Below are 25,808 nucleotides of genomic sequence, written 5' to 3' on the forward strand. Positions count from 1 at the left end.
CGAGGTAACGCATGTCTGTATTTCCGAAAGGATTTTTATGGGGCGGCGCCATTGCCGCCAACCAGGCCGAAGGGGCGTATCTGGAAGGCGGTAAAGGGTTAACCACCGTCGATACCATTCCCCATGGCGCGAACCGTCTGCCGGTGAAACTCGGTCTGGAAAAACGCTTCACTTTGCGTGAAGACGAATACTACCCCAGCCACCAGGCGATCGATTTCTACCATCGTTACAAGGAAGATATCGCGCTGATGGCGGAGATGGGCTTCACCGTCTTTCGCACCTCTATCGCCTGGAGCCGCCTCTATCCGCTGGGTGATGAGCTGACGCCGAACGCCGAGGGCATCGCGTTTTACCGCGACATGTTCGCAGAGTGCAAAAAGTACGGTATCGAACCGCTGGTGACACTGTGCCACTTTGATGTGCCGATGCATCTGGTCACCGAATATGGCTCCTGGCGTAACCGCAAGATGGTGGCGTTTTTCACCCGCTACGCCCGCACCTGCTTTGAAGCCTTTGATGGTCTGGTGAAATACTGGCTGACCTTTAATGAGATCAACATCATGCTGCATAGCCCGTACTCCGGTGCCGGGCTGGTGTTTGAAGAGGGCGAAAATCAGGACCAGGTAAAATATCAGGCGGCGCACCACGAGCTGATTGCCAGCGCACTGGCGACCAAAATCGCCCATGAGGTGAACCCGGAAAATCAGGTGGGCTGCATGCTGGCAGGCGGCAATTTCTATCCCTACTCCTGCAAGCCGGAAGATGTGTGGACAGCGCTGGAAAAAGACCGGGAAAACCTGTTCTTTATTGATGTGCAGGCGCGCGGTGCCTATCCGGCCTACGCGGCCCGTGTGTTCCGCGAAAAAGGCGTCAGCATTGTAAAAGAAGCAGGCGACGACGAGATCCTGAAAAATACCGTCGATTTTGTGTCATTCAGCTATTACGCCTCGCGCTGCGCTTCTGCCGAAATGAATGCGCAAAATACCTCGGCGGCCAACATCGTCAAATCGCTGCGTAACCCGCATATTCAGGTAAGCGAATGGGGCTGGGGCATTGACCCGCTTGGCCTGCGTATCACGATGAATATGATGTATGACCGTTACCAGAAACCACTGTTTCTGGTGGAAAACGGGCTGGGTGCAAAAGATGAATTCAATGCCCAGGGTGAAATAGAAGACGATTACCGTATCAGCTATCTGCGCGAGCATATCCGTGCCATGGGTGATGCCATTGAGGACGGTATTCCGGTGATGGGTTACACCACCTGGGGATGTATCGACCTGGTGGCGGCCTCCACCGGTGAGATGAGCAAGCGCTACGGGTTTATCTATGTCGACCGTGACGACGCAGGTAACGGCACGCTGGAGCGTAAGCGCAAAAAATCGTTCTGGTGGTACAAAAAAGTGATTGCCAGCAACGGGGCAGATTTGGACTAAGCGCTGCCGGTTATGTTGTAGCCCGATAAGGTGCGTCAGCGCCGCATCCGGGACATTCCTGGTGGCGCTGCGCTAACCGGGGCTACCAGCAAAAACCGAAACTATAAACAGCGCTGCCCCGCAGCCAGATTCCCCGTTTCCGGGTTACGACCCGCGCCAGGTTTTTTCACCCATTTGCGGTTCGGGCGATAGGTAAAACGGCTCAATGCCGGATATTGCAACTGCCCGAACCAGCCGTTAACGCGCTGCCAGTGCGCCTCTTTAACCTGGTATAGATCGGTTACCCAGTAACCGTCGCTAAACTGCATGTCCAGCAGTTGTGCCCGGCCATTGCCTTGCAGGTCGAGCAGATCCTCAACGCCAGCACCGCTGACGGTGTAAAACCCCCAGGACTCCCATACACAGGGCCGCCCGTCGGTTTTAAATGTGATGATAATTAATTTTGCCGTTGGCCCCAGCCCCAGGCCGGCGTTACCTTTCCAGACAATCAGATCCTGAATTCCATTGCGATCCAGATCGGCGCGGTAAATGTGCGCGTTGCCCGCCGCGTTATGCAAATATTCCAGAGGCACCGACCAGGGTTTTCCCGCTCGATCGTTGCCGGTAATGCGCCATTCATCCGCCTCTTCCGGTGCCTGCTCCAGCGTTGCACCCGCCACACCGACCTGGCGAAAATGCCAGCGTTGGCCGGGGGTTATCTCACCCGGAGCAGGCATAGTCAGCAAATGCCGCTGCGCGCGTTTTTTAGCATATTCATCATTGCTCATCGGCAGATAGCTAACAAACCCGGTCGCCAGCGTAGAGGTGGCATAACCCAGCAGGAATAAGCCTGCCCACATTATCCTTTTCACTTCTCTGTTCCTTTAGGTGCAGCGCAGCGTGTAAGGTCGTAGATACTGTGAACGTCTTCAACCTTTTTAGCCACGGCTGACTCGTTTTCCCGCATGACAACCACAGCGACATCTTTGGCCTCCCTGGCGCAGAGCGTGCAGCGAGGGGGTTGAGTCCCCGCTGAAATCGGTGAGACGAAGACCCGATGACAAGGGCAGACCGCCAGGGATGGCGGACTGAGGTTTGTCGAGACAGGGATGTCGAGTCAAACCGACCGCAGGCAGCGGGGCGGGAGGCGAACGCAGTGCGAAGCACCGATTTCTTTGCGGGGCCGCGGGGATTGTAAAGGGGAACGCGGCGTTCCCCTTTACCCGTTCACGTGTCCGAAGGTGACATGTCGCCATGAACATACGGTGAACGGAACCCACCTCCCGAGCTGCATTTTCCCCCTCACCCTGGCCCTCTCCCCAAAGAGGAGAGGGGACCGTTAGTGCTCGCATTTTGTGTGGGGATCCCTCCCCCCTCTACGATCGGGCACCGAACCCGTAACCCCGATAAGGTGCGTCAGCACCGCATCCGGGACGGCCAACTACTCCTCTTCCCCGGCCTCCAGCAGCGCAAACCCACCGTTACCCTGCCAGGTGGCAAGGCGTGCATAGACAGTTTCGACGGCCTCTTTTACCGGGGGCGTCATCGGGTAATAAAAGCCGACGATATCCGGCTGAATACCGAGGAAAATCACCTCGCCCACATCCTCTTTTAACTGATCGATCAGGTAATTAAGCGGCATATTATGGGTGGTCATCAGGAACATCTCGGCAATATCGTCCGGATCGACAATACGAATCTCGCCAGGGTTAAGCCCCATGTCTGTCGCATCAACAATCAACAGCCTGTCGGGGCGAAGTTCGCGGATCGCTACGACGTCGTTTTCCGGCGCGCTGCCACCGTCAATCACCTGCCAGTTTCCGGGCGGAGTCGCCGCACACATCTCCGCCAGCAGCGGACCAGCGCCATCGTCACCCATCATGCTGTTTCCCACACAGAGCAATACGTCCGTCACCTTCTCTCCTCGCCACCCGCTGGTGGTGTTTACCCGATCAATAGATTGTCGCCAGGTCATTTTTGACGTTCGGGAAATGCGCGATCGTCATTTTCGTCATCAATGGAATGCCCGAAGCTATCAGCGGCGGCTATTTTGCCGGAAAACAATGTATTAACGCCTTGATCCTCACCGCAATAAAGCGAATAACCCTGGCACTGTAATTGCAACACGCGCCTGATAATGAGGAGGCAGTATGCATGAAATTACCTTGTGCCAGCGTGCGCTGGAGATTATTGAACAACAGGCGAAACAGCACGCCGCCAGGCGCGTAACTGAGGTCTGGATCAAAGTTGGCGCATTTTCTTGTGTAGAACCTGCCGCATTGACGTTTTGTTTTGATCTGGTCTGCCGTGGCACCCTGGCAGAGGGCTGTACACTGCACATCGAAGAACAACAGGCGGAGTGCTGGTGCGAAAGCTGCCAGCACTACGTGACCTTACTAAGCCAGCACGTGCGTCGCTGCCCACAATGCAACAGCGACAATTTGCATATCGTCGCCGACGACGGCATGCAGATTCAGCGGCTGGAAATCGAGGAGTGAGCAATGTGTACGACATGTGGTTGTCAGGAAGGTAACCTCTATATCGAGGGCGACGAGCATAATCCCCATTCTGCGTTTCGCAGCGCGCCTTTTGCTCCCGCTGCCCGTCCGACAATGAAAATCACAGGCGTCAAGACCGACAATTTCAGCCCGACGGCGGCGGAAAATGGTGATTTACATTACGGGCACGGCGCAGCCGGAACCCATGCGCCAGGGATGAGCCAGCGGCGGATGCTGGAAGTGGAAATCGATGTGTTAGATAAAAACAATCGCATCGCCGCGCATAATCGCGCCCGCTTCGCCGCCAGACACCAGTTAGTGCTGAACCTGGTCTCCAGCCCCGGTTCCGGTAAAACCACCCTGCTGACCGAAACCCTGACCCGTCTGAACGCCCGTGTACCTTGTGCGGTAATCGAAGGGGATCAGCAAACCGTTAACGATGCCGCGCGCATCCGCGAGACCGGCACCCCGGCGATTCAGGTCAACACCGGCAAGGGGTGTCATCTGGATGCGCAAATGATTGCCGACGCCGCACCGCGCCTGCCGCTGGCGGACAATGGCATTCTGTTTATCGAAAACGTCGGCAACCTGGTGTGCCCGGCCAGTTTTGATCTCGGCGAACGTCACAAAGTCGCCGTGCTGTCGGTGACCGAAGGCGAAGACAAGCCGCTGAAATATCCGCACATGTTTGCTGCGGCCTCCATCATGCTACTCAATAAAATCGACCTGCTGCCTTACCTCAAATTTGATGTCGAAAAATGCCTCGCCTGTGCCCGCGAAGTGAACCCCTCTATCGAAATCTTTCTGGTTTCTGCCACCAGCGGTGAAGGTATGGACCGCTGGCTGGACTGGCTGGAGACCCAACGATGTGCATAGGCGTTCCCGGACAAATTAGCGCCATTGATGGCAATCAGGCGAAAGTCGATGTCTGCGGTATTCAGCGCGACGTCGACTTAACGCTGGTGGGCAACACGGACGAAGCGGGGCATTCTCGCCTTGGGCAGTGGGTGCTGGTGCATGTGGGCTTCGCCATGAGCGTGATAAACGAAGACGAGGCCCGCGAGACACTGGCGGCACTACAAAATATGTACGATGTCGAGCCGGATGTTGGCGCGCTGCTGTTTGGTGAGGAGAGATAATGCGTTTTGTGGATGAATACCGCGCGCCGGAACAAGTCATGCAGCTTATCGCTCACTTAGGTGAGCGGGCCGCGCTGCTCACCTATACCGCGAAGCGTCCGCTACGGGTGATGGAAGTCTGTGGCGGCCACACCCATGCGATCTTTAAGTTCGGCCTCGATCAGTTGTTGCCGGACAACATTGAGTTTATCCACGGGCCAGGCTGCCCGGTGTGCGTCCTGCCGATGGGGCGCATTGATACCTGCGTGGAGATCGCCAGCCATCCGGAAGTGATCTTCTGTACCTTCGGCGACGCGATGCGTGTACCGGGGAAAAATGGCTCTCTGTTGCAGGCGAAAGCACGCGGCGCGGATGTGCGTATCGTCTATTCCCCGCTGGATGCGCTGACCCTGGCAAAGCAGAACCCACAGCGCAAAGTGGTCTTTTTTGGTCTCGGCTTCGAAACCACCATGCCCGCCACCGCCATCACGCTGCAACAGGCAAAATTGCAGGATGTGAGTAACTTTTTCTTTTTCTGCCAGCACATTACCATTATTCCGACCCTGCGCAGCCTGCTGGAGGAACCGGATAATGGTATCGACGCGTTTCTTGCGCCGGGCCACGTCAGCATGGTAATCGGCACCGAAGCCTACGGTTTTATCGCCGGGGAGTTCCAGCGCCCGCTGGTGGTGGCCGGGTTTGAACCACTGGACCTGCTGCAAGGTGTATTGATGCTGGTCGAGCAGAAAATCAGCGCCCGTCATCAGGTAGAAAACCAATACCGTCGCGTGGTACCGGACGAAGGCAACCCTCTCGCGCAACAGGCCATTAGCGAGGTGTTTGAGGTCCGGGGCGACAGCGAATGGCGCGGGCTGGGGATGATTGGCGACTCCGGGGTGCGCTTAACCGCGCCCTATCAGCGCTTTGATGCCGAAGCCCACTTTAACCCTGCGCCGCAGCAAGCCTGCGATGACCCACGCGCACGCTGCGGCGAAGTACTGACCGGCAAATGTAAGCCCCATCAGTGCCCGCTTTTCGGCAATACCTGTAACCCACAAACCGCGTTTGGCGCATTGATGGTCTCATCTGAGGGAGCCTGCGCCGCCTGGTATCAATATCGTGCTCAGGAGTGCGAAGTATGAATGAAGTCCAACTGGCGCACGGCAGCGGCGGACAGGCGATGCAACAGCTTATCAGCCAGCTTTTTATCGACGCGTTCGCGAACCCGTGGCTCAGTGAACAGGAAGATCAGGCGCGTCTCGATCTTGCGACTCTCGCCGCCAGCGGCGACCGACTGGCCTTTTCCACCGACAGCTACGTTATCGACCCGCTGTTCTTCCCCGGCGGCGATATCGGCAAGCTCTCCATTTGCGGCACGGCGAACGATGTGGCGGTAAGCGGCGCCGTTCCTCGCTATCTCTCCTGCGGGTTTATTCTTGAAGAAGGCCTGCCGATGGAGACCCTGAAAGCCGTGGTCACCAGCATGGCGGAAACCGCCCGCCGCGCGGATATCGCCATTGTTACCGGCGATACCAAAGTGGTGCAGCGCGGGGCGGCAGATAAGCTGTTTATCAATACGGCGGGTATTGGCGCCATTCCGGCCAATATTCGCTGGAGCGCCAGCACCCTTGAGGCCGGTGATGTGCTGCTGGTCAGCGGTACGCTCGGCGATCACGGTGCGACCATTCTCAATTTGCGCGAACAACTGGGGCTGGACGGCGAACTGACCAGCGACTGTGCGGTGTTAACCCCGTTGATTCAACAATTGCGCGATATTCCGGGCGTGAAAGCGCTGCGCGATGCGACGCGCGGCGGAGTCAACGCCGTGGTGCATGAGTTTGCCGCCGCCAGCGGTTATGGCATCGAACTTAACGAACGTGACCTGCCGGTGAAAACTGCGGTGCGCGGCGTGTGCGAGCTATTAGGGCTGGAAGCGCTGAATTTTGCTAACGAAGGCAAGCTGGTGATTGCTGTCCAGCGCCAGTCGGCGGAGCAGGTACTGGCTCAGTTACGCGCCCACCCGCTCGGCCAGGATGCCGCGATCATCGGCGAAGTGGTGGAGCGTAAAGGGGTGCGGCTGGCGGGCTTATACGGTGTGAAGCGTATTCTGGACTTACCGCACGCCGAGCCCCTGCCGCGGATTTGCTGATGTTGTGTCTGCGTGGAAGCGCCACGTTGCCCGCATCGGTCTGCACAGCTATACCCATGATAAGAAAATGGGTATGGATAAACAGACAATGACCTGAGATAACTGACTCTTTCTCATTATCCCGGAGGCAACATGGCCGTTTCAGCTCGTAACCAACTTGTCGGTAAAGTCAGCGCAACCGCGCACGGTGCCGTAAACGATGAAGTGGAATTAACCCTCGCCGGAGGCGCGAAGCTTGTCGCTATCGTCACATCCAGCAGTAAGGAAGCGCTGGGTTTGAACCCCGGAAAAGAAGCCATCGCACTGATTAAAGCGCCGTGGGTTACGCTGGCAACCGAGGACTGCGGCCTGAAATTCTCCGCCCGTAATCAGTTTGCCGGAGCGGTAAGCGCCGTGACCGAAGGGGCGGTAAACGCAACCGTACATGTCGCCACAGACGCCGGTTTTGAAATAGTGGCGGTAGTGACCAACGAAAGCAGCGAGGCGTTGCAACTGACACCGGGAAAACGGGTCATTGCCCTGATTAAAGCATCGTCCATTCTTATAGCCACTCGCGCCTGAGAACAGATAACGCCGTGCCCGCCACGGCGTTATTTTTTAGGGCGGTATTTTTCCGGCAGTTCGGGAACAGGACGTTTGTCATCAATCAGATGACGGATAGTCAACACAGGGTGTCGCCACAGCATCCTCGGCCCGGCCCAGCGCATAATCTGCTTCATCTCTTCACGTTTAGCTGGCTGGTAACAGTGCACAGGGCATTGTTTGCAGGCCGGTTTCTCTTCGCCAAACACACATTTATCCAGCCGTTTATCCGCGTAATCATTCAACGCCTGATAGTGCGCATCATCCGCCAGCGCCTGCGGACAGCGCTGCTGGTAAAGCGCAATCATAGAGCGAATGGTCAGTTTTTCGCGGCGAATGCGTTTTCCCGTCATCGTAGCCCCCTTTAAAGATGCATTTATTTTACCTCTTTAAAGGGAACAGGCGAACACTTATTACCGCTTTTCCGGCTGGTGCAGACGTCTTTACACTTGCACCATCACTCCCCTTTTTCTGCCGCTTATACGCCATTGTGGTGCGCTTTTTCGCCACTTGCTCCTCATAACGGTGCACCCCGCCTCGCCATAGCGTGATAAGCCGCGCTTTTGGTGCGCTGGCATGTTTTCTGCATTTTAACTATATCTTCATCAAGCGGAATGCAGGGGATGACAATGATAAAAATGACGCTTCCGAGCGCGCCTTACTACGATGAAATGCTCACCGCAGAAGGTCAGCAGCGCCAGCATTATGACGCCTGGTGGCACTGGTTGCAGCAAACTGACCAGCATGCCATTCACCAGAAGAAAGAGCAGGCAGAGCTGCTGTTTCACCGCGTCGGCATTACGTTTAATGTTTACGGTGAAGAAGGAGGAACAGAGCGTTTAATTCCGTTCGACAGCGTGCCGCGTATCATTCCGGCCCACGAATGGCGGATGCTTGATGCAGGAATACGCCAGCGGGTAAAAGCGCTCAACGCCTTCTTGTACGATATCTACCACCACCAGCATATTCTCAATGCCGGTATTGTCCCCCGTGAGCAAGTGCTTGCTAATGAGCAATATCAGCCCTGTATGCAGGGTGTCGATCTGCATAACAATATTTATGCCCATATCACCGGCATTGATATGGTCCGCGACAGTGACGGCGGGTACTACGTGCTGGAGGATAATCTGCGCACCCCATCCGGCGTCTCTTATATGCTGGAAAACCGCAAGATGATGATGCGCCTGTATCCGGATCTGTTTGCCAGTTCGCATATCGCGCCGGTCGAGCGTTACCCCAGTTACCTGCTGCAAACCCTGCGTGAAAGCACGTACGTTGATGATCCCTGCGTGGTGGTGCTGACGCCAGGTCGCTTTAACAGTGCCTACTTTGAACACAGTTTTCTTGCCCAGCAAATGGGGGTAGAGCTGGTAGAAAGCGCCGATCTGTTCGTCAAAGAAGGCGGTGTTTATATGCGCACCACCGAAGGCCCGTGCCGGGTCGATGTTATTTATCGCCGTATTGACGATGCCTTCCTTGACCCGCTGGCGTTTCGCTCAGATTCAATGTTGGGTGTACCGGGCCTGTTGTCAGTCTATCGTTCAGGTGGCGTGGTGCTGGCCAATGCGATTGGCACCGGCGTGGCGGATGACAAATCCATCTATCCATACGTGCCGGACATGATCCGCTTTTATCTTTCTGAGGAGCCTATCCTCGGCAATATCCCCACCTGGCAGTGCCGCAAAGCCGAAGACCTGAGCTACGTGCTGGCCCATCTGGATGAGATGGTGGTGAAGGAGGTCCACGGCGCAGGCGGGTACGGCATGCTGGTCGGCCCCCGCTCGACCCGGGCGCAGATCGATGCGTTCCGTCAGCGGCTGCTGGCAAACCCCGGCAACTATATTGCACAAAACACGCTGGCGCTCTCTACCTGCCCGACCTTTGTCGAGGAAGGGCTGGCCCCACGCCACATTGACTTGCGTCCGTTTGCGCTGTACGGCGAAGAGATCAGGCTGGTGCCTGGCGGGCTGACCCGCGTGGCGCTGACCGAAGGATCGCTGGTGGTGAACTCCTCGCAAGGGGGTGGCACGAAAGACACCTGGGTGATGGAGGAGGACGAATAATGTTAAGCCGCACCGCCAGCGAACTGTACTGGATGGCCCGTTATCTGGAACGGGCAGAGAGCTTTGCCCGCGTCCTTGACGTGACCTACAAATTATCAATGATGCCGCGCCACAGCCAGCAACAGCATGATTTAGCCCTGCCGCTCAATCTGACGTTCGGGCATGAGCTGTTTCAGGAGCGTTATGCCCGGTTCAGTATGAATAATCTGCTGAATTTCTTTGCCCTTGATGGGCAGAACCCGAGCAGTATCTACAGTTGTATAGAAATGGCCTGGAACAACGCCCATGCCGTGCGCGGCAGTCTTTCATCGGAAGTGTGGGAGTGCATTAATACCACCCGTATCGATATCCGAAATCTGCGCCAGACCGGGGTGGATAAAATTGGTATCGACGCCTTTTTTGACTGGGTGAAAGAGCGTGCGCATCTGTTCCGTGGCGCCATGTTCGGCACCCTGCTGCGTAACGACGCCCAGTGTTTTATCCGTATCGGTACCCTGATTGAGCGCGCGTTCGCCACCGCCCAGTTGCTGGCGCTAAAAGATCAGCAACTCAGCAATGACCCGGATCCGGTACGCGAATATTACCGTCTTGATACGTTATTGCGTGCGGTGAGCGCCAGGGAGGCCTACCACAGCATTTATCGCCAGCCAATCAGCCGGGAGACCGTCACCGAATTACTGGTGTTTCGCAATGACGTGCCGCGCTCGCTGCATGCCTGCGTCGGCGACCTGGTCCAACAACTGGAGATGATTGGCAGCGAGCGGGCGCGCATTCCGCTGCGTCTTGCCCATCAGTTGCATGTGGAGCTGCGTTTCGGCTCCCTTGATGATGCCCTGGCCGACGACCTTCAGGCGTGGTTAAACCGTTTTCTTACCAAAATCAATGAGCTGGCCGACAGTATCCGCCAGACCTATCTGGAGGCGTTATGAAACTGACCATTAATCACCTGACGCATTATCACTACGATGAAGAGGTGAAGTTCAGTACGCAGTATCTGCGTCTGACGCCGCAAACCTCTGGTCGCCAGTATATTAAGGAATGGAACCTGCTGTTGCCCGCCTCGGCGGTAGCGACGACCGATGCATACGGGAATCTGATGCATGTCTTAACCCTCGATCACCCTCATCAAGAGATAATCATTCATGCTCAAGGTGTGGTTGAGATCGCCGATAATGCAGAAGAAGAGGAAGAGATCAGCGAGTCACTCTCTCCGCTGGTATTCCTGCGCACGACCCCGTTAACCGACCCGGACTCGCCGATCCGCGAATTTGCCCGGCGTTATTACCGCGAAGAGGATGCGGTTGGCAGCCTGGGAGAATTGATGGCGGAATTACGCCTGAAAATGCCTTATACGCCCGGCGCCACCCAGGTTCACGACACCGCCGCCGTCGCTTTTGCCAAAGGAAAAGGGGTGTGCCAGGATCATACGCACGTTTTCCTGGCCTGCTGCCGTAGCCTGCGCATTCCGGCGCGCTACGTCAGTGGTTATGTTTATAGCCGGGATACCGAGCATGTGGCGATGCATGCCTGGGCAGAGGCCTGGCTTGATGGCCGCTGGCAAAGTTTTGATATCACCAATAACACGCGTGATCTGAACCAACATCTTCGCCTGGCTATCGGAATGGATTATCTGGATGCCTGCCCGGTGCGGGGTAGCCGTTTTGGCGGCGGCTGCGAAGAGATGTTTTCCGCTGCTGAGGTAAGTCTGTTTGAGCGACAACATCAGATGCAGCAGCAACAATGAATTAATAAAGGTATTTTAATGACTTACTGTGTGGCCATGCGTCTTTCCGACGGGCTGGTTTTTGCTTCCGATTCCCGCACCAATGCGGGTGTCGACCACATCGCAACGTTTAAAAAACTCCATGTGTTCAGCAAGGAGGGGGAACGGGTGCTGGTGATCCAGTCGGCGGGAAACCTGGCCACAACACAGAGCATTGTCAGCCTGCTTAACGAACGGATACAGGGCCAGCATACGCCAAACCTGATGCAGATGGGGACGATGTATGACGCCGCCACGCTGATCGGGGAGACAGTGCGCGAAGTGATTCACCGCGACAGCGCGGCGCAGCAAAACAGCAGTACCAATTTTGGCTGCAATATGCTGCTCGGTGGGCAGATTGGCAACGAGGTCCCGCGCCTGTTTCATATCTATCCCGAAGGTAATTTCATTGAAGCGACGAATGACACCCCCTACTTTCAGATTGGCGAGAGCAAATACGGCAAGCCGATTATCGACAGGGTGTTGACGGTCGATACCCCTCTGGAGCACGCTATGTGCTGCGCCTTGATCTCCATCGATTCGACGTTACGCAGTAATCTGTCCGTCGGTATGCCGCTGGATGTTATGATTTATCGCGCGAATACCTATGATGCCAGCGAACAGCGACGCATCACGGAAAACGATCCCTATTTTACCGGTATCCGCAAAGCCTGGTCGGAAGGCCTGGTTAACACCTTCCGCCAGTTGCCGCCTTTTCCGGCGCAGGGCTAAGTTGGGCGAGACCTGTAATAAACAAAGAGCTTCTCAATGAGACTGGCAGTCATTAGCACCTTATTTTTGCTTTCAGCGTCAACATCCGCGCTGGCATCAACATCGAACGAAGAGACAGTCGCGGCAGCGAAAGTCACCCTGGGCCAGGCGCTGTATAAGTCAGCGCTACTTACCGGCGCCATGCCGGAAGAAGGCAAAGCAGACCCGGCAAAAATGGGCCAAAAAATGGGGGCCGAAATGTCCGAGCGCCTCAATAACGTGGTGATTGGCGGCCTGAATCAGGGGGCAAATTGCGACGACATCACCGCGAATATTCAAAAAAGTTTTGAGATCATGCAAAGGGACGCGGTAAACCAGTTCTCCTCTTCTTCCGCCATTAAAAAGGCACTGGATAATGTGCCGCTCAGCGCCGCACAGTACGCCGCTGCGGAATGCCAGAATTTAACCAGTCAGTAATATATTGTTCGATCCCGGCGGTGAAAGCCGCTGAGGTCACTCTCCTGCCTCCCTTGTCCAGTATTGTTAACAAACACTACACTGGCACAATAATAGTGATAAAATCCATTCCCAAGAAAATATTCACTCGTATGATTTCCCATATTTTTATTACGGTAATTTTTCTTATGGTCGATAAAAAAAATACCAGATGGGTGAAATAAACACCCTCTTAATAATTACGCTTTGTACCATGAAATTATTTTATTGCCGGGAAATACGATCATGATCGTATTATCGAAAAGCTACCGTTGATATAATTAGCATTACGATGCAATGATTTTTAATTCAATGAGAATGACCTTCATTTAAGGGGGGCATATTATGCAATACCGAAACAGCTACGGCCAGTGTCTGGGGCAAGAAATGCAAGACTGGACGTCCAGAAGCACCCCTGAAAAATTCTCCCTTAGCGGAAATTATTGCATGGTTACACCGCTGTCTGTCGATCATGCAGAAGATTTATTTCATGCCTGGCAAAGTATTGATGATGATCGTGACTGGACCTATTTACCTGGAAAACGACCTGCCACCAAAGAGGCGTGTTATAACTATTTTCGCGAGCTTATCGGCGCAAAAAATGGCATGCACATGTCGGTTATTGATAAAAATGACGACACCGTGAAAGGCATTTTCTGCATCACAAGGATTAATCCAATACACGGCACGTTCGAGCTTACGGATATCAACTGGACGCCAGCGTTAAAAAAGACACGCATCAGCACCGAAGCGATCTATTTAGTATTGGCTTATTTTATTGATGCGCTCCACTACCGCAGATGTGAATGGCGTACAAACATTTTCAATGACGGAGCGATTAAAGCCGCCGAGCGCTTCGGCTTTCGCAAAGAAGGAATATTGCGGGACAAAAAAGTGACCAAAGGCCACTCGGAAGACCTCGCGCTGTTCTCAATCATCGCCAGCGAATGGCACGATTTAGAAGTCCCGATCAAAGCCTGGCTGAGGGAGAATAATTTCGACGGTCTGGGACGGCAATTGAAAAAACTTAAGGATTTCCGCTAAGTAAACCGCTGCGGCACCCGATATCGCAAAGCCGTTGCCCAGGGTATCATCATGCTTAACAGGTTCTGGGTTACAGGAAGAGGCGATGAGTCAACGTCGGGTGCTGATAATTGAAGATGATGCCGATGCGGCGGGCGTTCTTGAGGCCTATCTTAAGCGGGAAAATTTCGACATTGCCATTTGCGGCGACGGACGCATCGGGCTTGATATGGCGCGACAGTGGAAGCCGGATCTTATTCTGCTTGATATCATGCTGCCGTCAATGAACGGCAGCGAGGTGCTGGCCGCAGTGCGTCGCGACGGGCTTACGCCTGTCATTATGATTTCGGCGATGGGCGATCTTCCCGATAAAATTGGTGCCCTGCGCTACGGTGCGGATGATTACATCGTTAAACCCTACGATCCCAAAGAGGTGGTTGTGCGGGTCCAGGCTGTATTGAGACGCTGTCATCATCAGGCTGAATCGCAAGAAATCCTGCGCTGGCAAGGTCTGGAAGTCGACACCACAGCAATGACCGCCACGGTAACGGTCGACCATCAACAACCGGTTTTACTTGAGCTGACGCCCACCGAATTTTCATTATTAACCCTGCTTATGCGCTCACCCGTTCGCGCATGGTCGCGCCTCTCATTACTGGAACAGTGCCTTCCGGAAAGCGATGCTCTTGAGCGTGTCGTGGATACCCATATTTATAATCTGCGCAAGAAACTCGAATCCGCCGGAATCACAGAGGTGCTGCTCAACGTGCGTGGCATCGGCTACCGGTTCCGACAGCCATAACCCCTCCGGGCGATCGTGTCGCGCCCGGTCTGCGGGTTCCATGCCTTACTAAGCCCTGCGTTCTACCTCCTCCTTTCGCATCAGCTTGCGGGAAAATCCGATCAGGCTACAATTCCCCCGCTGGATTAACACCGGCCACCTGCAAACAATAAAACAAAAGACCGTAAAGGAATCCGTATGATCATACGTCCACCCCAGAGCTGGTTTGTGCGGCTCTTTAACTGGCATGGCTCCGTGCTGTCGATGATTATCTTCCGGCTGGGACTGAACCTGTTCATGTCTATCGTGGCGATCATTGCCTGGCCGTACTACGAGAATCTGAACATTCACCTGACCGTTGCCCCGTTTAGCCTGCTGGGTATCGCCATTGCTATATTTCTTGGCTTTCGCAACAACGCCAGCTACAGCCGTTACACCGAAGCGAGAATGATCTGGGGTTCGGTGACGATCACCTCCCGCAGCCTGATGCGGCAGACCATCAGCGCCCTGCCAGACGATACGGCGATCCAGCAAAAGCTTTCCCACTATCTGACCGCGTTCAGTTGGTGCCTGAACCACCAGCTTCGCCAACAAGATGCCACGCGGGATATGCAACGTTTGCTGCCTGCGGACGTAGCGGCCGAGGTGATGAAAAGCACTTCGGCCTGTCATCGCATCCTGATTTTCATTGGCAAGGAGTACGCCAGCCTGCGCCGGGAAGGCAAGATCAATGATTTTGTCTGGCAGAATATTGATGAGAATCTTAACGAGCTGTCGCGTTGCCTGGGAGGCTGCGAGCGTATCGCCAACACGCCGGTTCCCTTTGCTTATGCCTTGATTTTGCAGCGTACGGTCTATCTGTTTTGTACCCTTCTGCCGCTGGCGCTGGTGTCCGACCTTCACCTGATGACACCGTTTGTTTCAGCGTTTATCTCTTACGCTTTCCTGTCATGGGATTCGATTGCCGAAGAGATGGAACATCCGTTTGGCACAAACCCTAATAACCTGGCGCTGAACGCCATCTGCACCACGATAGAACGCAATCTGATGGATATCACCGGGCAAAGTCCGCTGCCGCCATTGCCTGTACCGGATAAGCGTTTCAACCTGATTTAAACGACCACTCTTGCGGTTCTCGCGACCTGAAACGGGTCGCGAGAATACCGTCGCGCTTAGCGTCCGGGGGCAGCTAGCGTCTGCAACTCTTGCGCATCATGGCTACAGAAAAAGGTAATTTCATCGCCATGGCGGCAGGAAAGCGCCCGAAGTCGCTGCTGGTTATGGCGTCTGGCATCATTATCCATTGCCATCATCCACTGATAAAAACGCAGGCCCGGCGTACAGTGGCGCGTTGGTTGACGCATTTCGCCACGATAAAACCATGCATCGCCACCATGCAGCAGCCAGCCCTGCGGCTGGCGAATGGCAATCCCCGCATGTCCCAGCGTATGACCCGAAAGCGGAACCAGCAGGATGTCTGGCAGCAATCCTTCAAGCGCGGTCACCGCCTCAAAGCCATACCAGTTCTCCCCTTTTGGCTGGTAGCCAACCCAGCCGGAAGTACCGCCCCACTGTCCGGGTCGATAGCGTTCACGCGCAAGCCAACTGTAGCGCTGATGCGCGGTATTTATCTCTTGTTGCAACAGGTGTATCCGGGCGTGAGGAAAGTCGGTAAGCCCACCCGCATGGTCAAAATCGAGATGTGTCAGAATAATATGCCGCACATCCGCCGCGTTAAACCCGAGCGCTTCTATACGTGCAAGCGCCGTCAGCTCTTGCCGCCGTTGGATATTATTCATCAGGCGGAAAAAGCCAGACAAACGCAGGCCGGGGTGGCGCATGTCGTCACGACCGAACCCCGTATCCACCAGAATCAGCCCATCCCGGTCCGTTTCAATCAGCAAACAGTGGCAGACCAGATGCGCGTGAAGCCCTTTACTAAACCCATCATAAAACGCGCCGCCAAACGGGCACATGCAACCACAGTTGAGGTGGTGAATTTTCATTAGGCCTCCGGATCATAGTCACTTTGCCTGCCGGGTTTGCTCGGATGCGCCAAAATGCGCGGTTTCGCCCTGTGCATGCTCACCGCCCCCGGTTGTCCGCTTGAGTTGAATCACCTCGCCGCGTTGCCATGCGTTAGCACCGTCAACGACAGGGTGGGCCACCAGATCTTCACGCTCACCTTTGATAGCCTGCGTTTGCACATTAAACCGACGGTCTCTGTCTGCCAGTAGCCGGGGATCAAGCTGCCCTTCCCCGGTAAAGCCCATCATTAGCGCCGGAATACCCATTGGCAGGGTCTTGTCACGATCGGTATGCCAGGTGTGCCAGGTTTTCCCGTACGTATTCACAATCTTTTTCATCAGTGACTTATCCGCCACTGCCGGTAAACCAGGGGCAATGAGACTCCCGGACTTCACTTCATACTGGTGGCTATGCCAAAGCTTTTTTTCTTCTGGCGGCAGGGTCTTAAATAAACGTTCGCTAATGATGTACTCAACGCCCATCAGCCGGGCATCTTTGGTGTTGCTGTCATAAATCACGGCCTGCATGACATCGTCATTAAGTACCGTCACATAGTGATGGGCTTCCATCTGGCCATTTTTATCGCCGTTATAGAAATGGAACCCGTCGAGGTAGGCGCTTATCGCATCGACTGGCGGGCGGGATTGAATCATTTGCGCACCGGTTTCGAGGGTGCGCATTTGGGCAGAGGTTTTTTCGCCGGGAACGGGGGTTTTGGGCGGCGAATTATTCGCCCCACATCCTGCTAACGCCAGGCTTGTTAACATCAATAGAGATAATGGTTTCATCCGCTCTCCTCACCAGAGTGACATTATTGAACGTAGTACACTAAAGGAGATTGAACGATAAAAATCTTAAACTAAGCGGGATAATAAAAATAATACGCTACAGAATTACCGCGTTTGGCATGATATTCCCCAATGCGTCAGACGTTCTCCTTATGTCCGTCAGCCAACAGAGCGTCACTTCCATCCGACTAAATTATAAAAGCACGACATGGATTTTACTTACAGTCGCGGAGGTGTAGATTGCCTTGCGTGGATCTTCACTGGATAGCTTAATGAATATTATTGATGTCATTATGTCAGCAGGAAAGGCGTCTGTTGATGTTGCGCTTTACACGCTTATTCCCGTCATGGTTGTCATGCTCATTGTGATGAAATACCTGGAAGCAAAAGGCGTTGTCGATGCCGTTGTTCGGCTGACCGCGCCAGTGCTCAAACCCTTTGGTATTTCCGGGATCGCCATCTTCGCCCTGATACAACTCAATTTCGTCAGCTTTGCCGCCCCCATTGCCGCCCTGGCCATTATGGAAAAAAGAGGCACCTCAGAGCGCCAGCTTGCCGCCGCGCTGGCAATGTTATTTGCGATGGGCCAGGGCAATGTCTTCTACCCATTGATCCCTTACGGGCTGCACTGGGGAAACGCCATCATCATTTCGATTTTTGGTGGGCTGGTCGCCGCTGCGGTCACTTATCATCTGTTCGGGAAAAAACTTTCCAGCACCGTTCAGAACGCGGCACCTGCCGAAGCGTTTAACGATAAGTCATCGTCCAGCCTGATCGGTATCATTAATGGCGCGGGGGCAGATGCGATACGCCTGGCGCTGGGCTCGCTACCCATGTTGCTTCTTTCGCTGACCATCGTCGGCATACTAAAAGAAGCGGGAGCGATAGACATTCTGACCCGGCTACTCTCGCCGCTGATGGCCTATTTCAGCCTTCCCGAGGTGTATGTGCTGCCAACGCTGACCAAGTGTCTGGCGGGTGGAACTGCCTACTTCGGGGTGATGTCAGAGCTTCTGCGAAAAGGGCTGGTGACGCCAGAACAGGTAAACGCCTCGGCGGGCTTTCTGATCCAGACCTTCGACCTGCCAGGTATCGGGATTTTCCTTGGGATCGCCAGCCGATTTGTCAGGCTTTTCCGCTATGTCATCCCCGGTGTGATTGTCGGGATCGCGGTGCGCAGCATCATCCACACCCTGTTGTATTAGCGATAAGCGAGTCGTTTACCTGATAAAAAAAGGATTACCGGCCCCCTACTGGCCAGTAATCCTTTAGGGTCATCGCTAACGTTTTTTTCCTTGCAGTAATGCTCTCCGGATTTAACTGAATCTGCGTTTAGCCATTAACTAAAGCGTGATTCGCTCCCCTTCCAGCTATAAGTGTCATTTGCAACTAACGAATCACCCAGTTCCTGATAAGCGAAATGGTAAAACTCTGCGCTGGCTCCATAGCCAGAGTAATCCACTACCGCCAGACCAACGAACGCCCCGGTAAAGAACCCACCATAACTTTGCAGAACATAATCATCAGAGAGAATGGCGGCATCCAGTTTGACCGGGATTTCAGTGAATTTCACCCCATCAAAACTGTATTCATAGGTATAACTTTGCTTACGAACTTTGGTGCGGAACCAGACATACTCAACGCCTTCCGGGATCTTGATGGCCTCATCTTTCAGATACGAGGTATATTTCCCGCGATTATTCTCACCTATTTCGATCACTGATCCATTAATTTCATTCCAGGTGATGAAAACAAAGCTCCAGTGACGATCATTATAGTAATTCGTTAACCCTGCCATTTGTTGATAATTAAACGGGTTAAATTTTACTTTAACTTGAGCATCAAAATAAAAAGCCTGCCAGCGTCGCGCAATAAGCGAGAGGTCATGGGTATTTGCTAACGAACCTTGCCCAACTAAGGTTAATTTCCCATTACCCGTGGTGCCCATTTTTTCGCTGAACGGGACACGGAGCGTATTCCAGTTGGGATCGAGCGTTGCGGTTTTAAACTCGTCATACTGGCTATGGTCTTTTGCGCTTTCGGTGTAAATGGCATCGACGGGGCCTTCAACAAAGGTTTTCCCCCCGTGGCCGCCTTCGATACGCGGCCAGCCCTCTTCATCCCAAAATACTTTCTGGATAGACGTTTCCCGGCCCAGGGTTGACCAACCCCGAGGATCATAGGCGGACTCACCGGCACGATTCCATGGACGAGCGCAGAGCGAGGCGTAATACCATTCACCTTTGGGCGTCGAAACCAACGCGCCATGCCCCTGTTTTTGGATGTAGCTGTCCGGGGTATCGACGTTCGTTAAGAAAACGTCTCCGGGCTCTGTTTCAAAACTATTGGCGTCCAGGGTTTTCGAACGCGCAACCACCTCCTGGTGGGTGAAAACGGTGCCTCCCTGAGCGGCAAAGAGATAATAATATCCGTTTATTTTGTAGAGATGCGGCCCCTCAACAAGTGCAACGGCAGTGCCCCGATAAAGGGTACGCGCGGTTTCTGGTTTCAATTTTAGGGTGCGGGTATCAAACTCAGTCAACGTGATACCATCAAAGGGGTGATGGTATTCCCGATGGTCCCAGGTTTGTTGAACTAAATATTTACGGCCATCGTCGTCATGGAAAAGTGACGCGTCAAAACCGACGCCATTAAGCTTAATGGGATCTGTCCAGGGCCCGCGAATATCGGTTGCGGTGGTCAGGTAGTTTGTCATGTCTTTAAAGGCACCTTCTGTGACTTTGACATCCGTATACACTAACCAGAATTTGCCGTCAGCATAAGAGAGATCCGGAGCCCAAATCCCACCAGAGGAAGGATTGCCTTTCATATCTAACAGCGCGGTTGTTGATAATGGCGACGGCAGAAGATTCCAGTGTTCCAGGTCTTTTGACTCATGTAAACGAACGCCAGGGAACCATTCAAATGTGGAATTCGCAATATAGTACGTGTCATCTACACGGATAATACTTGGGTCTGGGTTAAATCCAGATAATATAGGGTTTTGAATAACTGACATATCATTTACCTTTTTAAATTATTCATTTTGTATTTATTATCATTTTTAATTTTTTAACTATACGCGAATTTCATCAAGCTGACGGTTGATATCATTGACATTGTCATCTGAAATTGGATAGAAGTGAATAGCAACCATCGACATAATGGCTAACACCACCGGGATCCAGATAGCCGTCATATTTATTCCGGCGATAGCATTGGCATGTTGATATACACTGGTTTCGTTAAAGCCATAACCGGCCAGTAACCACAGAGGAAGCGCACCGCCAATAGTAAAACCTATCTTGAAGAAAATCCCCATAATAGCGTTAATGATTGCGGCATTTCGCTTGCCTGATTTCAATTCGCCATAGGCAATCACTTCCGGAACAAGCGCCCACATAAAGCCAGTAGCCGATGTTAAGCCCCACTGTTTAATAAAGGTGGCGATGTACGCAAGCCAGAGGGCATCATGCATTCCGTCGAGTGACCAAATGTAAGTAAGAAATTCACCAACAATAAACATGCCAAGGAAAAGATGGAAAAAACCTTTTTTACCGAAAATCTTCTTAAGTTTTGGCCAAAAAACCGGGAATAAGATACCAGGAATTGAGGCTACCAGACCCACAGCCCCCATCCATTCTGAATGGCCGACAACAAACTGATTGAAAAAGCCATTAGCCGTGTTCATGACAAACATGAAGGTAAAGGCCAGCATGAAAAACAATCCGAGAATAACAAGCGGTCGGTTATTTTTGAGTTCAAGGAAGAGGTCTGTCGTTTTTACGTTAGCTGTTTGTTCTTCGGTAGCGACGACGCGTTCTTTGGTTAATTTATAGCAGAGGAAAAGAGCAACGGCTCCAATAACCATATAAATAGAGTAAACGCCAAACCAGGCGTAGTTAGCAGAAGGATCGGTATAATTCCCCAGATTGAGATGCAGACCAAAAAAACCCGTATCCTTGAGGCTTCTATCTTTTGGCGCAGCCATTTGCACAAACATGGGGAACAGCGTATAGACAAGCAAATTAGCACTGTTGGCCAGCATCATTCGTGTACTTGTAAGCTTATCAATTGATTCAGGATCCCTTGTTAATGAAGCATTAAGAGAACCATAAGGGATATTTACAACGGAATAGACTAAATCCAGGGCAAGGTAAATAATAAAAGCAAAGGGAACTGAACCTCTCACCCCAGGAATTGGGGCAAAGAGTAAAGCAGAAAGAATAACGAGAGGAATGCCTGCTCTTAAAAGCCAGGGACGATATTTACCAGCTTTTGAACTTCTTTTGTCAACATACGTTCCTACCATCGGGTCCCAAATGACATTGATGATACGGACAAAAAGAAATATAAACCCTGCGGTTGCTGTACTGATCGTATTCACAGTGAGCATGTGAAGAGCAAGGAAACCACCTATCGTACCAAAAACAAGGTTTTGGGCAAAGTCGCCCATCCCATAACCAATGCGTTCCACACGAGTTAACTTATGATACTCATCATGTCGATTGTGTATTAAGTTTTCACTCATTTTAATCACATCTCCGGTTTATTTTATAAATGAGGAATACTTTCTGACACAGGTAAGCCCGCAAAATCCATTACGTTTTTGGATTAAGTAATTATGTTTTTTTACTAGTGTGATCATTAGAACAAAGGACTTATACAAGCCGCACAACCCCGATGTTGACCGGTAATTTTCCGGTAATACCTGCGACAGATGAACGTACATGGCAAAACCGACATTTTATTTCAGTGCTTTTCACCTCTAAAGGCGAGAGCGCCAGATGATTCCTGGCGCTTTGAATACCTTGCCGCATTATTTTTGCGACATTGCTCACAATTAAGCATTCTCTTAGCCATCGAGTGAAATAACGTAATTGAACGACCGGCCAGGAGGACAGAGGATGTATGCGGTCATCGTTTATTCATGGTTTCGTTCATGCACAGAAACGTTCGCGATATATTGCCATCGTGCTTCATTGTTCAACACATTAATACTTAGCCTGGGTAATGGAGCTGGTGAGACGCTGTCGTTTTTATTTCTGACCTGTCGTGTCGTCGCCACGCGTTGAGAATCTCCAGACGCACAGTAATGTCAATGCGGCCTCGGGTTTGTATAGTGATGCGACAGGCGTATATGCTGGCAGCACAATAGCAGCACGGGAAATAAGCGGATACCAGAGTTAATGATGTTCAGGCAGCTCGATAACGTTACGCTTCAAATCAGAGAAGAACCCACAATGACAGCGATGGGGAAATACGAGGTACTGATTGCTGAAAACGGGACAGGTATTACCGTTCCGGTTCAGATACTGGAGGCTGCTGTTCAGGTGGATGACAAACGGCTGTTGTTATTCCTTACTGATGATACGCCCTTCGAGGAAATGCTTAATATTGCGCTGATTGATCTGGATGATGGGGTGAAAGAGATACTGACGCTGGGTGGCGCGTACCTGACAGGATCGTTTGCAGACCTGCATATAGCGCCGAATGCCGTTGAATTCAGCTTTATCGGTGAGACAACATGGCGGGTTGAAATCCCTCCGTCACCCTTTGTGAAAGTGCCTTTTATCGGCGATCCGCGTGGTGTTTCGCGTTCTGTGGCCGTAAAACATTACATTAAAATTACTGCCAACCCTCCACCAGCGCGGATAGACGGTAGTCGGTAAAGGTGGAATAAGCGGGCAGTGTCAGTGTTGCCTGTTACGGTATTGCCTTCATGGTTTTCCCGGATGGCGGTGCAGGCACCTTATCCGGGGCTACACTTGTTTAATCAGGGCATGAGGTTACTCGTCCGCACGCCGCCTTCGTTTTCAGGTTAAACAGTAAATAGCTCGCCAGCGACAGGCAACCTACCCCCACGGCCCCGTATATCAGCACGCCGGAAAAGCCTTCGGTAAGCACCGCTGTAATGATATCGCGGCTCAGCGAAACCTCAGCCCCACCGGCTATGCGTTCTGCCAGTACAAACTTGTCGCTCACGGTGTTCATATGGTTTTGCAAACTTTCGGCTATCCCCGAGACCAGAAGGCTCCCCATGAGGGCAATATTGATGGAAAGCGTGATGAAGCGCGCGCTGATATCAATCCCGGATGCCATTCCAACGCGGTCAGGCTCGACGGATCCCGTGGTGGCGTTAGTGACAGGCGTATTGGTCAATCCCAAAGCGATCCCTGAGAGCAGCGCTCCAGGCAGCAAACTGAGCTGATATGTGACTGCCAGCGCCATCAGCGCAAACCCCAGGCCTATACAAAATAGCCCCAGCGGAATGACGCGCGAAGCGTTGAATCGCAGCGCTAACTTTTCCCCCAATGGCGGCATTAATAATGTCGGCAACGTGTAGGCCAGAAGCGCCATGCCGGTCGCCATACTGCTGTACCCAAGCCCACTTTGATAATAAACCGGCAGATAAATCATCAGCGGCCAGAAGCTGAAATTCATGCCAATCGCCCCCATAAGCGCACCGGAAAAAGGCCTTATGCGAAACACAGAGAAATCAAACATGGGGTGTGAATGCCGTGTCTCAATAATGACAAAGAGTGCAGAACTGATTAAGGTGGCAAGAAAAATTAATCGCACTTCCAGGCTACTCCAGCCGATACTCCCACCCTGAGTAATAAGCCAGGTGACGCCAACAACGCTCATCGTCAGGGTCATTAAACCAGCAACATCGAGTTTTTTTGTCGTGTTATCACGTGATTCCACGACGTTGTTCAGCGCCAGAACCAGGGTGAGTAAAGCAATAACGCCATGCACCAAAAATACCCATTGCCAGCTAAACCACGCCACTAACATCCCGCCAATAATGGGGCCGAATCCAAGCCCAAATCCAAAGGTAATCCCCCAGGCGGCAAACGCCCGGCTACGTGCTTTTCCTTGTGGAAACTGGAACGACAGTATGGCGATCAGGCTGGTTAACATCGCGCCGCCGCTTAATCCTTGCAAGAAACGCCCAACGATAAGCCAGAATGCGCTTTCAGCCATGCCGCATATTACCGAGGTCAGGCCAAAACCAATGATGCTGATAATAAAAATGCGTTTACGCCCATACCTATCCGCTAATGTGCCGGTCGCCATTAATACCGCCGTGCATGAAAGGGTATAGGCATTCATGATCCACTGCAGCTCGCGAAAATTGGCCTGCATCTGCTTTTCCAGCACCGGCAAAATAACCGGAACACTGGATATTTCCAGTCCCGACATTAATGCGGCCAGACACACCGCCATCAGCGCTAAGATGTTCTTCATACTCAGTTCCTGTGAAACGTTAACAGGGCGCCAGCATGAAAGATTTACGTGGCAGTAGAAATCCATGCCCGTGTCAGTTATCGTCAAGATCGTGCCATTTTCAGCAACAAGGTTTCTATGCAGATCGCTGTCCCCCTTCACCGCCCTTCTTTTACGCTTAAAAACCGGCGCATGGTGCTGCTGGCATATGAATGCCTCTGCACGTTTGAATTTGGTATTGCCGCCGAAGCGTTTGGGCGCGTTGATGAGGTGCTGGGTCGCCCCCTTTATGATCTGCGTGTGGCGTCGTTAGAAGACGGTGCTTTTGGCGCACAGGGGGGTGTTCGAATGGTGGTTGATGGCGGACTGGAGCTGCTGGAAGATGCCGGAACCATTGTCATTCCCGGCTGGCGCAACGTCTATGAATCGGCCCCGGAAAAGCTTATCGCGGCATTACAAAAGGCCTACCAGAAAGGCACACGGCTTGTCGCGATTTGCGCCGGGAGTTTTATACTCGCAGAGACGGGATTACTGAACGGCAAACGCGCAACTGCCCACTGGAACAGCACAGAAATTCTTGCGCAGAGGTTTCCTGAGGTGCAGGTGGAACATAGCATGATCTATGTTGATGAAGGCAGTATCGTCACCTCGGCGGGCGGCGCTGCGGGTGTCGATTTATGTCTGCACCTTATCCGGCGCGATTACGGTATTGAAGTCGCCAATCGCTGTGCGCGCCGAATGATTACCCCGCCCCTGCGGGAAGGCAGCCAGGCGCAGTTAATCCAACAACCCGTTCCGCAACGTCAGACCAAAAGCCTCGCGCCATTGCTGGACGATTTACGCAATCACCTCAATACGCCCATGGTGATTGAGCAACTGGCTCGTAAAGTGGGCATGAGCCGTCGAACTTTTATACGTCGATTTTATGACGCCACCGGCACCTCACCGGGAGAGTGGATGCTGAGCGTTCGTCTTGAAAAAGCCTGTACTCTTCTTGAAAGCGAAAGGATAAGCATCGATCATGTTGCAGAGCAGGCCGGGTTCGGCTCACCTGAAACGCTGCGCCATCATTTCAGACGGCGCTTTAAAACGACGCCAACGCAATGGCGCAAGGCATTCCGCGAGCGAGCAATGATACCCGCCTGCTGATACAGACAGTGCCATT

At 52.9% G+C, this 25,808-nt stretch carries 26 protein-coding genes; 18 read left to right on the forward strand and 8 right to left on the reverse strand.

Going from position 1 to position 25,808, the window contains the following annotated elements; genetic code table 11:
• The first annotated feature begins 11 nt into the window (after positions 1-11).
• Positions 12-1,436 carry a 6-phospho-beta-glucosidase gene (locus tag ABU190_RS19615; protein WP_354692191.1) on the forward strand — a complete coding sequence of 475 codons (1,425 nt, stop codon included), beginning with the start codon at positions 12-14 and terminating at the stop codon, positions 1,434-1,436.
• Positions 1,437-1,537: 101 nt separating this feature from the next.
• Here the strand turns inward: ABU190_RS19615 and ABU190_RS19620 are convergent, their stop codons facing one another.
• A complete protein-coding gene (locus tag ABU190_RS19620) occupies positions 1,538-2,275 on the reverse strand; it encodes a hypothetical protein (protein ID WP_354692230.1) in 738 nt (245 codons plus the stop codon).
• Between the two features lie 581 nt (positions 2,276-2,856).
• Positions 2,857-3,330: a hydrogenase maturation peptidase HycI gene (gene hycI, locus ABU190_RS19625; RefSeq protein WP_354692192.1), complete on the reverse strand. Its 474-nt coding sequence runs from the start codon at positions 3,328-3,330 to the stop codon at positions 2,857-2,859.
• Between the two features lie 235 nt (positions 3,331-3,565).
• Between hycI and hypA the strand changes: the two genes are divergently transcribed.
• The 6 genes from hypA to ABU190_RS19655 all read left to right on the forward strand — a co-directional run bounded on the left by hypA (position 3,566) and on the right by ABU190_RS19655 (position 7,741).
• Positions 3,566-3,913: a hydrogenase maturation nickel metallochaperone HypA gene (hypA, locus tag ABU190_RS19630; protein ID WP_039077645.1), complete on the forward strand. Its 348-nt coding sequence runs from the start codon at positions 3,566-3,568 to the stop codon at positions 3,911-3,913.
• Between the two features lie 3 nt (positions 3,914-3,916).
• Positions 3,917-4,789 carry a hydrogenase nickel incorporation protein HypB gene (gene hypB / locus ABU190_RS19635; protein ID WP_039077646.1) on the forward strand — a complete coding sequence of 291 codons (873 nt, stop codon included), beginning with the start codon at positions 3,917-3,919 and terminating at the stop codon, positions 4,787-4,789.
• Complete coding sequence (locus ABU190_RS19640; RefSeq protein WP_354692193.1) at positions 4,780-5,052, forward strand: HypC/HybG/HupF family hydrogenase formation chaperone; 273 nt, start codon at positions 4,780-4,782, stop codon at positions 5,050-5,052. The genes hypB and ABU190_RS19640 overlap by 10 nt, the downstream gene beginning before the upstream one ends.
• Positions 5,052-6,173, forward strand: a complete 1,122-nt coding sequence (gene hypD / locus ABU190_RS19645; RefSeq protein WP_354692194.1) for a hydrogenase formation protein HypD — start codon at positions 5,052-5,054, stop codon at positions 6,171-6,173. The genes ABU190_RS19640 and hypD overlap by 1 nt, the downstream gene beginning before the upstream one ends.
• Positions 6,170-7,180, forward strand: a complete 1,011-nt coding sequence (gene hypE / locus ABU190_RS19650; protein WP_354692195.1) for a hydrogenase expression/formation protein HypE — start codon at positions 6,170-6,172, stop codon at positions 7,178-7,180. Before hypD ends, hypE begins: the two co-directional genes overlap by 4 nt.
• Before the next feature lie 132 nt (positions 7,181-7,312).
• Positions 7,313-7,741: a TOBE domain-containing protein gene (locus ABU190_RS19655; RefSeq protein WP_354692196.1), complete on the forward strand. Its 429-nt coding sequence runs from the start codon at positions 7,313-7,315 to the stop codon at positions 7,739-7,741.
• A gap of 29 nt (positions 7,742-7,770) precedes the next feature.
• On the opposite strand, the gene ABU190_RS19660 is transcribed toward ABU190_RS19655, so the two are convergent.
• A complete protein-coding gene (locus tag ABU190_RS19660; RefSeq protein ID WP_079497795.1) occupies positions 7,771-8,115 on the reverse strand; it encodes a nitrous oxide-stimulated promoter family protein in 345 nt (114 codons plus the stop codon).
• A 276-nt stretch (positions 8,116-8,391) separates the two neighbouring features.
• On the opposite strand from ABU190_RS19660, the gene ABU190_RS19665 reads away from it, so the two are divergent.
• From ABU190_RS19665 to ABU190_RS19700, 8 genes are all read left to right on the forward strand, one after another.
• Positions 8,392-9,825 (forward strand): circularly permuted type 2 ATP-grasp protein, encoded by a 1,434-nt coding sequence (locus tag ABU190_RS19665; protein WP_039077653.1) that lies wholly within the window; start codon positions 8,392-8,394, stop codon positions 9,823-9,825.
• On the forward strand, positions 9,825-10,754 hold the full coding sequence (locus ABU190_RS19670; RefSeq protein WP_354692197.1) for an alpha-E domain-containing protein: 930 nt from the start codon (positions 9,825-9,827) through the stop codon (positions 10,752-10,754). The genes ABU190_RS19665 and ABU190_RS19670 overlap by 1 nt, the downstream gene beginning before the upstream one ends.
• Positions 10,751-11,569, forward strand: a complete 819-nt coding sequence (locus tag ABU190_RS19675; RefSeq protein WP_039077655.1) for a transglutaminase family protein — start codon at positions 10,751-10,753, stop codon at positions 11,567-11,569. Before ABU190_RS19670 ends, ABU190_RS19675 begins: the two co-directional genes overlap by 4 nt.
• A gap of 18 nt (positions 11,570-11,587) precedes the next feature.
• Complete coding sequence (locus tag ABU190_RS19680; RefSeq protein ID WP_271850026.1) at positions 11,588-12,319, forward strand: proteasome-type protease; 732 nt, start codon at positions 11,588-11,590, stop codon at positions 12,317-12,319.
• A gap of 36 nt (positions 12,320-12,355) precedes the next feature.
• The gene (locus tag ABU190_RS19685; RefSeq protein ID WP_354692198.1) at positions 12,356-12,775 is read left to right on the forward strand and encodes a hypothetical protein; all 420 of its coding nucleotides are present in this window, start codon (positions 12,356-12,358) and stop codon (positions 12,773-12,775) included.
• 363 nt (positions 12,776-13,138) lie between these two features.
• Positions 13,139-13,837 (forward strand): GNAT family protein, encoded by a 699-nt coding sequence (locus tag ABU190_RS19690; protein ID WP_354692199.1) that lies wholly within the window; start codon positions 13,139-13,141, stop codon positions 13,835-13,837.
• Positions 13,838-13,922: 85 nt separating this feature from the next.
• On the forward strand, positions 13,923-14,618 hold the full coding sequence (locus ABU190_RS19695) for a response regulator (RefSeq protein ID WP_354692200.1): 696 nt from the start codon (positions 13,923-13,925) through the stop codon (positions 14,616-14,618).
• A gap of 177 nt (positions 14,619-14,795) precedes the next feature.
• Positions 14,796-15,713 carry a bestrophin family ion channel gene (locus tag ABU190_RS19700; protein WP_271850030.1) on the forward strand — a complete coding sequence of 306 codons (918 nt, stop codon included), beginning with the start codon at positions 14,796-14,798 and terminating at the stop codon, positions 15,711-15,713.
• Positions 15,714-15,769: 56 nt separating this feature from the next.
• On the opposite strand, the gene ABU190_RS19705 is transcribed toward ABU190_RS19700, so the two are convergent.
• Together ABU190_RS19705 and ABU190_RS19710 are read right to left on the reverse strand one after the other, a co-directional pair.
• Positions 15,770-16,603 carry an MBL fold metallo-hydrolase gene (locus tag ABU190_RS19705; protein ID WP_354692201.1) on the reverse strand — a complete coding sequence of 278 codons (834 nt, stop codon included), beginning with the start codon at positions 16,601-16,603 and terminating at the stop codon, positions 15,770-15,772.
• A gap of 18 nt (positions 16,604-16,621) precedes the next feature.
• Positions 16,622-17,413: an OBAP family protein gene (locus ABU190_RS19710; RefSeq protein ID WP_354692202.1), complete on the reverse strand. Its 792-nt coding sequence runs from the start codon at positions 17,411-17,413 to the stop codon at positions 16,622-16,624.
• Between the two features lie 272 nt (positions 17,414-17,685).
• Here ABU190_RS19710 and ABU190_RS19715 point away from each other — a divergent pair, with 272 nt between their 5' ends.
• Positions 17,686-18,618 carry a nucleoside recognition domain-containing protein gene (locus ABU190_RS19715; protein WP_354692203.1) on the forward strand — a complete coding sequence of 311 codons (933 nt, stop codon included), beginning with the start codon at positions 17,686-17,688 and terminating at the stop codon, positions 18,616-18,618.
• A 134-nt stretch (positions 18,619-18,752) separates the two neighbouring features.
• Here the strand turns inward: ABU190_RS19715 and ABU190_RS19720 are convergent, their stop codons facing one another.
• Entirely contained in the window at positions 18,753-20,432 is a 1,680-nt protein-coding gene (locus tag ABU190_RS19720) for a glycoside hydrolase family 43 protein (RefSeq protein ID WP_354692204.1), read from the reverse strand.
• Between the two features lie 57 nt (positions 20,433-20,489).
• Positions 20,490-21,929 carry an MFS transporter gene (locus tag ABU190_RS19725; RefSeq protein WP_162303324.1) on the reverse strand — a complete coding sequence of 480 codons (1,440 nt, stop codon included), beginning with the start codon at positions 21,927-21,929 and terminating at the stop codon, positions 20,490-20,492.
• Positions 21,930-22,602: 673 nt separating this feature from the next.
• Between ABU190_RS19725 and ABU190_RS19730 the strand changes: the two genes are divergently transcribed.
• On the forward strand, positions 22,603-23,085 hold the full coding sequence (locus tag ABU190_RS19730; protein ID WP_354692205.1) for a hypothetical protein: 483 nt from the start codon (positions 22,603-22,605) through the stop codon (positions 23,083-23,085).
• A gap of 100 nt (positions 23,086-23,185) precedes the next feature.
• Here ABU190_RS19730 and ABU190_RS19735 read toward each other — a convergent pair whose 3' ends face one another.
• Positions 23,186-24,664: an MFS transporter gene (locus tag ABU190_RS19735; RefSeq protein WP_354692206.1), complete on the reverse strand. Its 1,479-nt coding sequence runs from the start codon at positions 24,662-24,664 to the stop codon at positions 23,186-23,188.
• A gap of 117 nt (positions 24,665-24,781) precedes the next feature.
• On the opposite strand from ABU190_RS19735, the gene ABU190_RS19740 reads away from it, so the two are divergent.
• Complete coding sequence (locus tag ABU190_RS19740; protein ID WP_354692231.1) at positions 24,782-25,792, forward strand: helix-turn-helix domain-containing protein; 1,011 nt, start codon at positions 24,782-24,784, stop codon at positions 25,790-25,792.
• Positions 25,793-25,808: the final 16 nt, after the last annotated feature.

The sequence above is a fragment of the Phytobacter sp. RSE-02 genome (genome assembly GCF_040578655.1).
In the GTDB taxonomy this organism is placed as follows: Bacteria; Pseudomonadota; Gammaproteobacteria; order Enterobacterales; family Enterobacteriaceae; genus Phytobacter; species Phytobacter diazotrophicus.

Coding starts and splice junctions, on each gene's coding strand:
- ABU190_RS19640 (WP_354692193.1), top strand. CDS start 4,780: ATGTGCATAGGCGTTCCCGGACAAATTAGCGCCATTGATGGCAATCAG.
- ABU190_RS19680 (WP_271850026.1), top strand. CDS start 11,588: ATGACTTACTGTGTGGCCATGCGTCTTTCCGACGGGCTGGTTTTTGCT.
- ABU190_RS19740 (WP_354692231.1), top strand. CDS start 24,782: ATGCAGATCGCTGTCCCCCTTCACCGCCCTTCTTTTACGCTTAAAAAC.
- ABU190_RS19665 (WP_039077653.1), top strand. CDS start 8,392: ATGATAAAAATGACGCTTCCGAGCGCGCCTTACTACGATGAAATGCTC.
- ABU190_RS19695 (WP_354692200.1), top strand. CDS start 13,923: ATGAGTCAACGTCGGGTGCTGATAATTGAAGATGATGCCGATGCGGCG.
- hypD (WP_354692194.1), top strand. CDS start 5,052: ATGCGTTTTGTGGATGAATACCGCGCGCCGGAACAAGTCATGCAGCTT.
- ABU190_RS19715 (WP_354692203.1), top strand. CDS start 17,686: ATGAATATTATTGATGTCATTATGTCAGCAGGAAAGGCGTCTGTTGAT.
- ABU190_RS19700 (WP_271850030.1), top strand. CDS start 14,796: ATGATCATACGTCCACCCCAGAGCTGGTTTGTGCGGCTCTTTAACTGG.
- ABU190_RS19615 (WP_354692191.1), top strand. CDS start 12: ATGTCTGTATTTCCGAAAGGATTTTTATGGGGCGGCGCCATTGCCGCC.
- ABU190_RS19720 (WP_354692204.1), bottom strand. CDS start 20,432: ATGTCAGTTATTCAAAACCCTATATTATCTGGATTTAACCCAGACCCA.
- hypE (WP_354692195.1), top strand. CDS start 6,170: ATGAATGAAGTCCAACTGGCGCACGGCAGCGGCGGACAGGCGATGCAA.
- ABU190_RS19675 (WP_039077655.1), top strand. CDS start 10,751: ATGAAACTGACCATTAATCACCTGACGCATTATCACTACGATGAAGAG.
- ABU190_RS19685 (WP_354692198.1), top strand. CDS start 12,356: ATGAGACTGGCAGTCATTAGCACCTTATTTTTGCTTTCAGCGTCAACA.
- ABU190_RS19670 (WP_354692197.1), top strand. CDS start 9,825: ATGTTAAGCCGCACCGCCAGCGAACTGTACTGGATGGCCCGTTATCTG.
- hypA (WP_039077645.1), top strand. CDS start 3,566: ATGCATGAAATTACCTTGTGCCAGCGTGCGCTGGAGATTATTGAACAA.
- ABU190_RS19710 (WP_354692202.1), bottom strand. CDS start 17,413: ATGAAACCATTATCTCTATTGATGTTAACAAGCCTGGCGTTAGCAGGA.
- ABU190_RS19690 (WP_354692199.1), top strand. CDS start 13,139: ATGCAATACCGAAACAGCTACGGCCAGTGTCTGGGGCAAGAAATGCAA.
- ABU190_RS19705 (WP_354692201.1), bottom strand. CDS start 16,603: ATGAAAATTCACCACCTCAACTGTGGTTGCATGTGCCCGTTTGGCGGC.
- ABU190_RS19655 (WP_354692196.1), top strand. CDS start 7,313: ATGGCCGTTTCAGCTCGTAACCAACTTGTCGGTAAAGTCAGCGCAACC.
- ABU190_RS19660 (WP_079497795.1), bottom strand. CDS start 8,115: ATGACGGGAAAACGCATTCGCCGCGAAAAACTGACCATTCGCTCTATG.
- ABU190_RS19730 (WP_354692205.1), top strand. CDS start 22,603: ATGATGTTCAGGCAGCTCGATAACGTTACGCTTCAAATCAGAGAAGAA.
- hypB (WP_039077646.1), top strand. CDS start 3,917: ATGTGTACGACATGTGGTTGTCAGGAAGGTAACCTCTATATCGAGGGC.
- ABU190_RS19620 (WP_354692230.1), bottom strand. CDS start 2,275: ATGTGGGCAGGCTTATTCCTGCTGGGTTATGCCACCTCTACGCTGGCG.
- ABU190_RS19735 (WP_354692206.1), bottom strand. CDS start 24,664: ATGAAGAACATCTTAGCGCTGATGGCGGTGTGTCTGGCCGCATTAATG.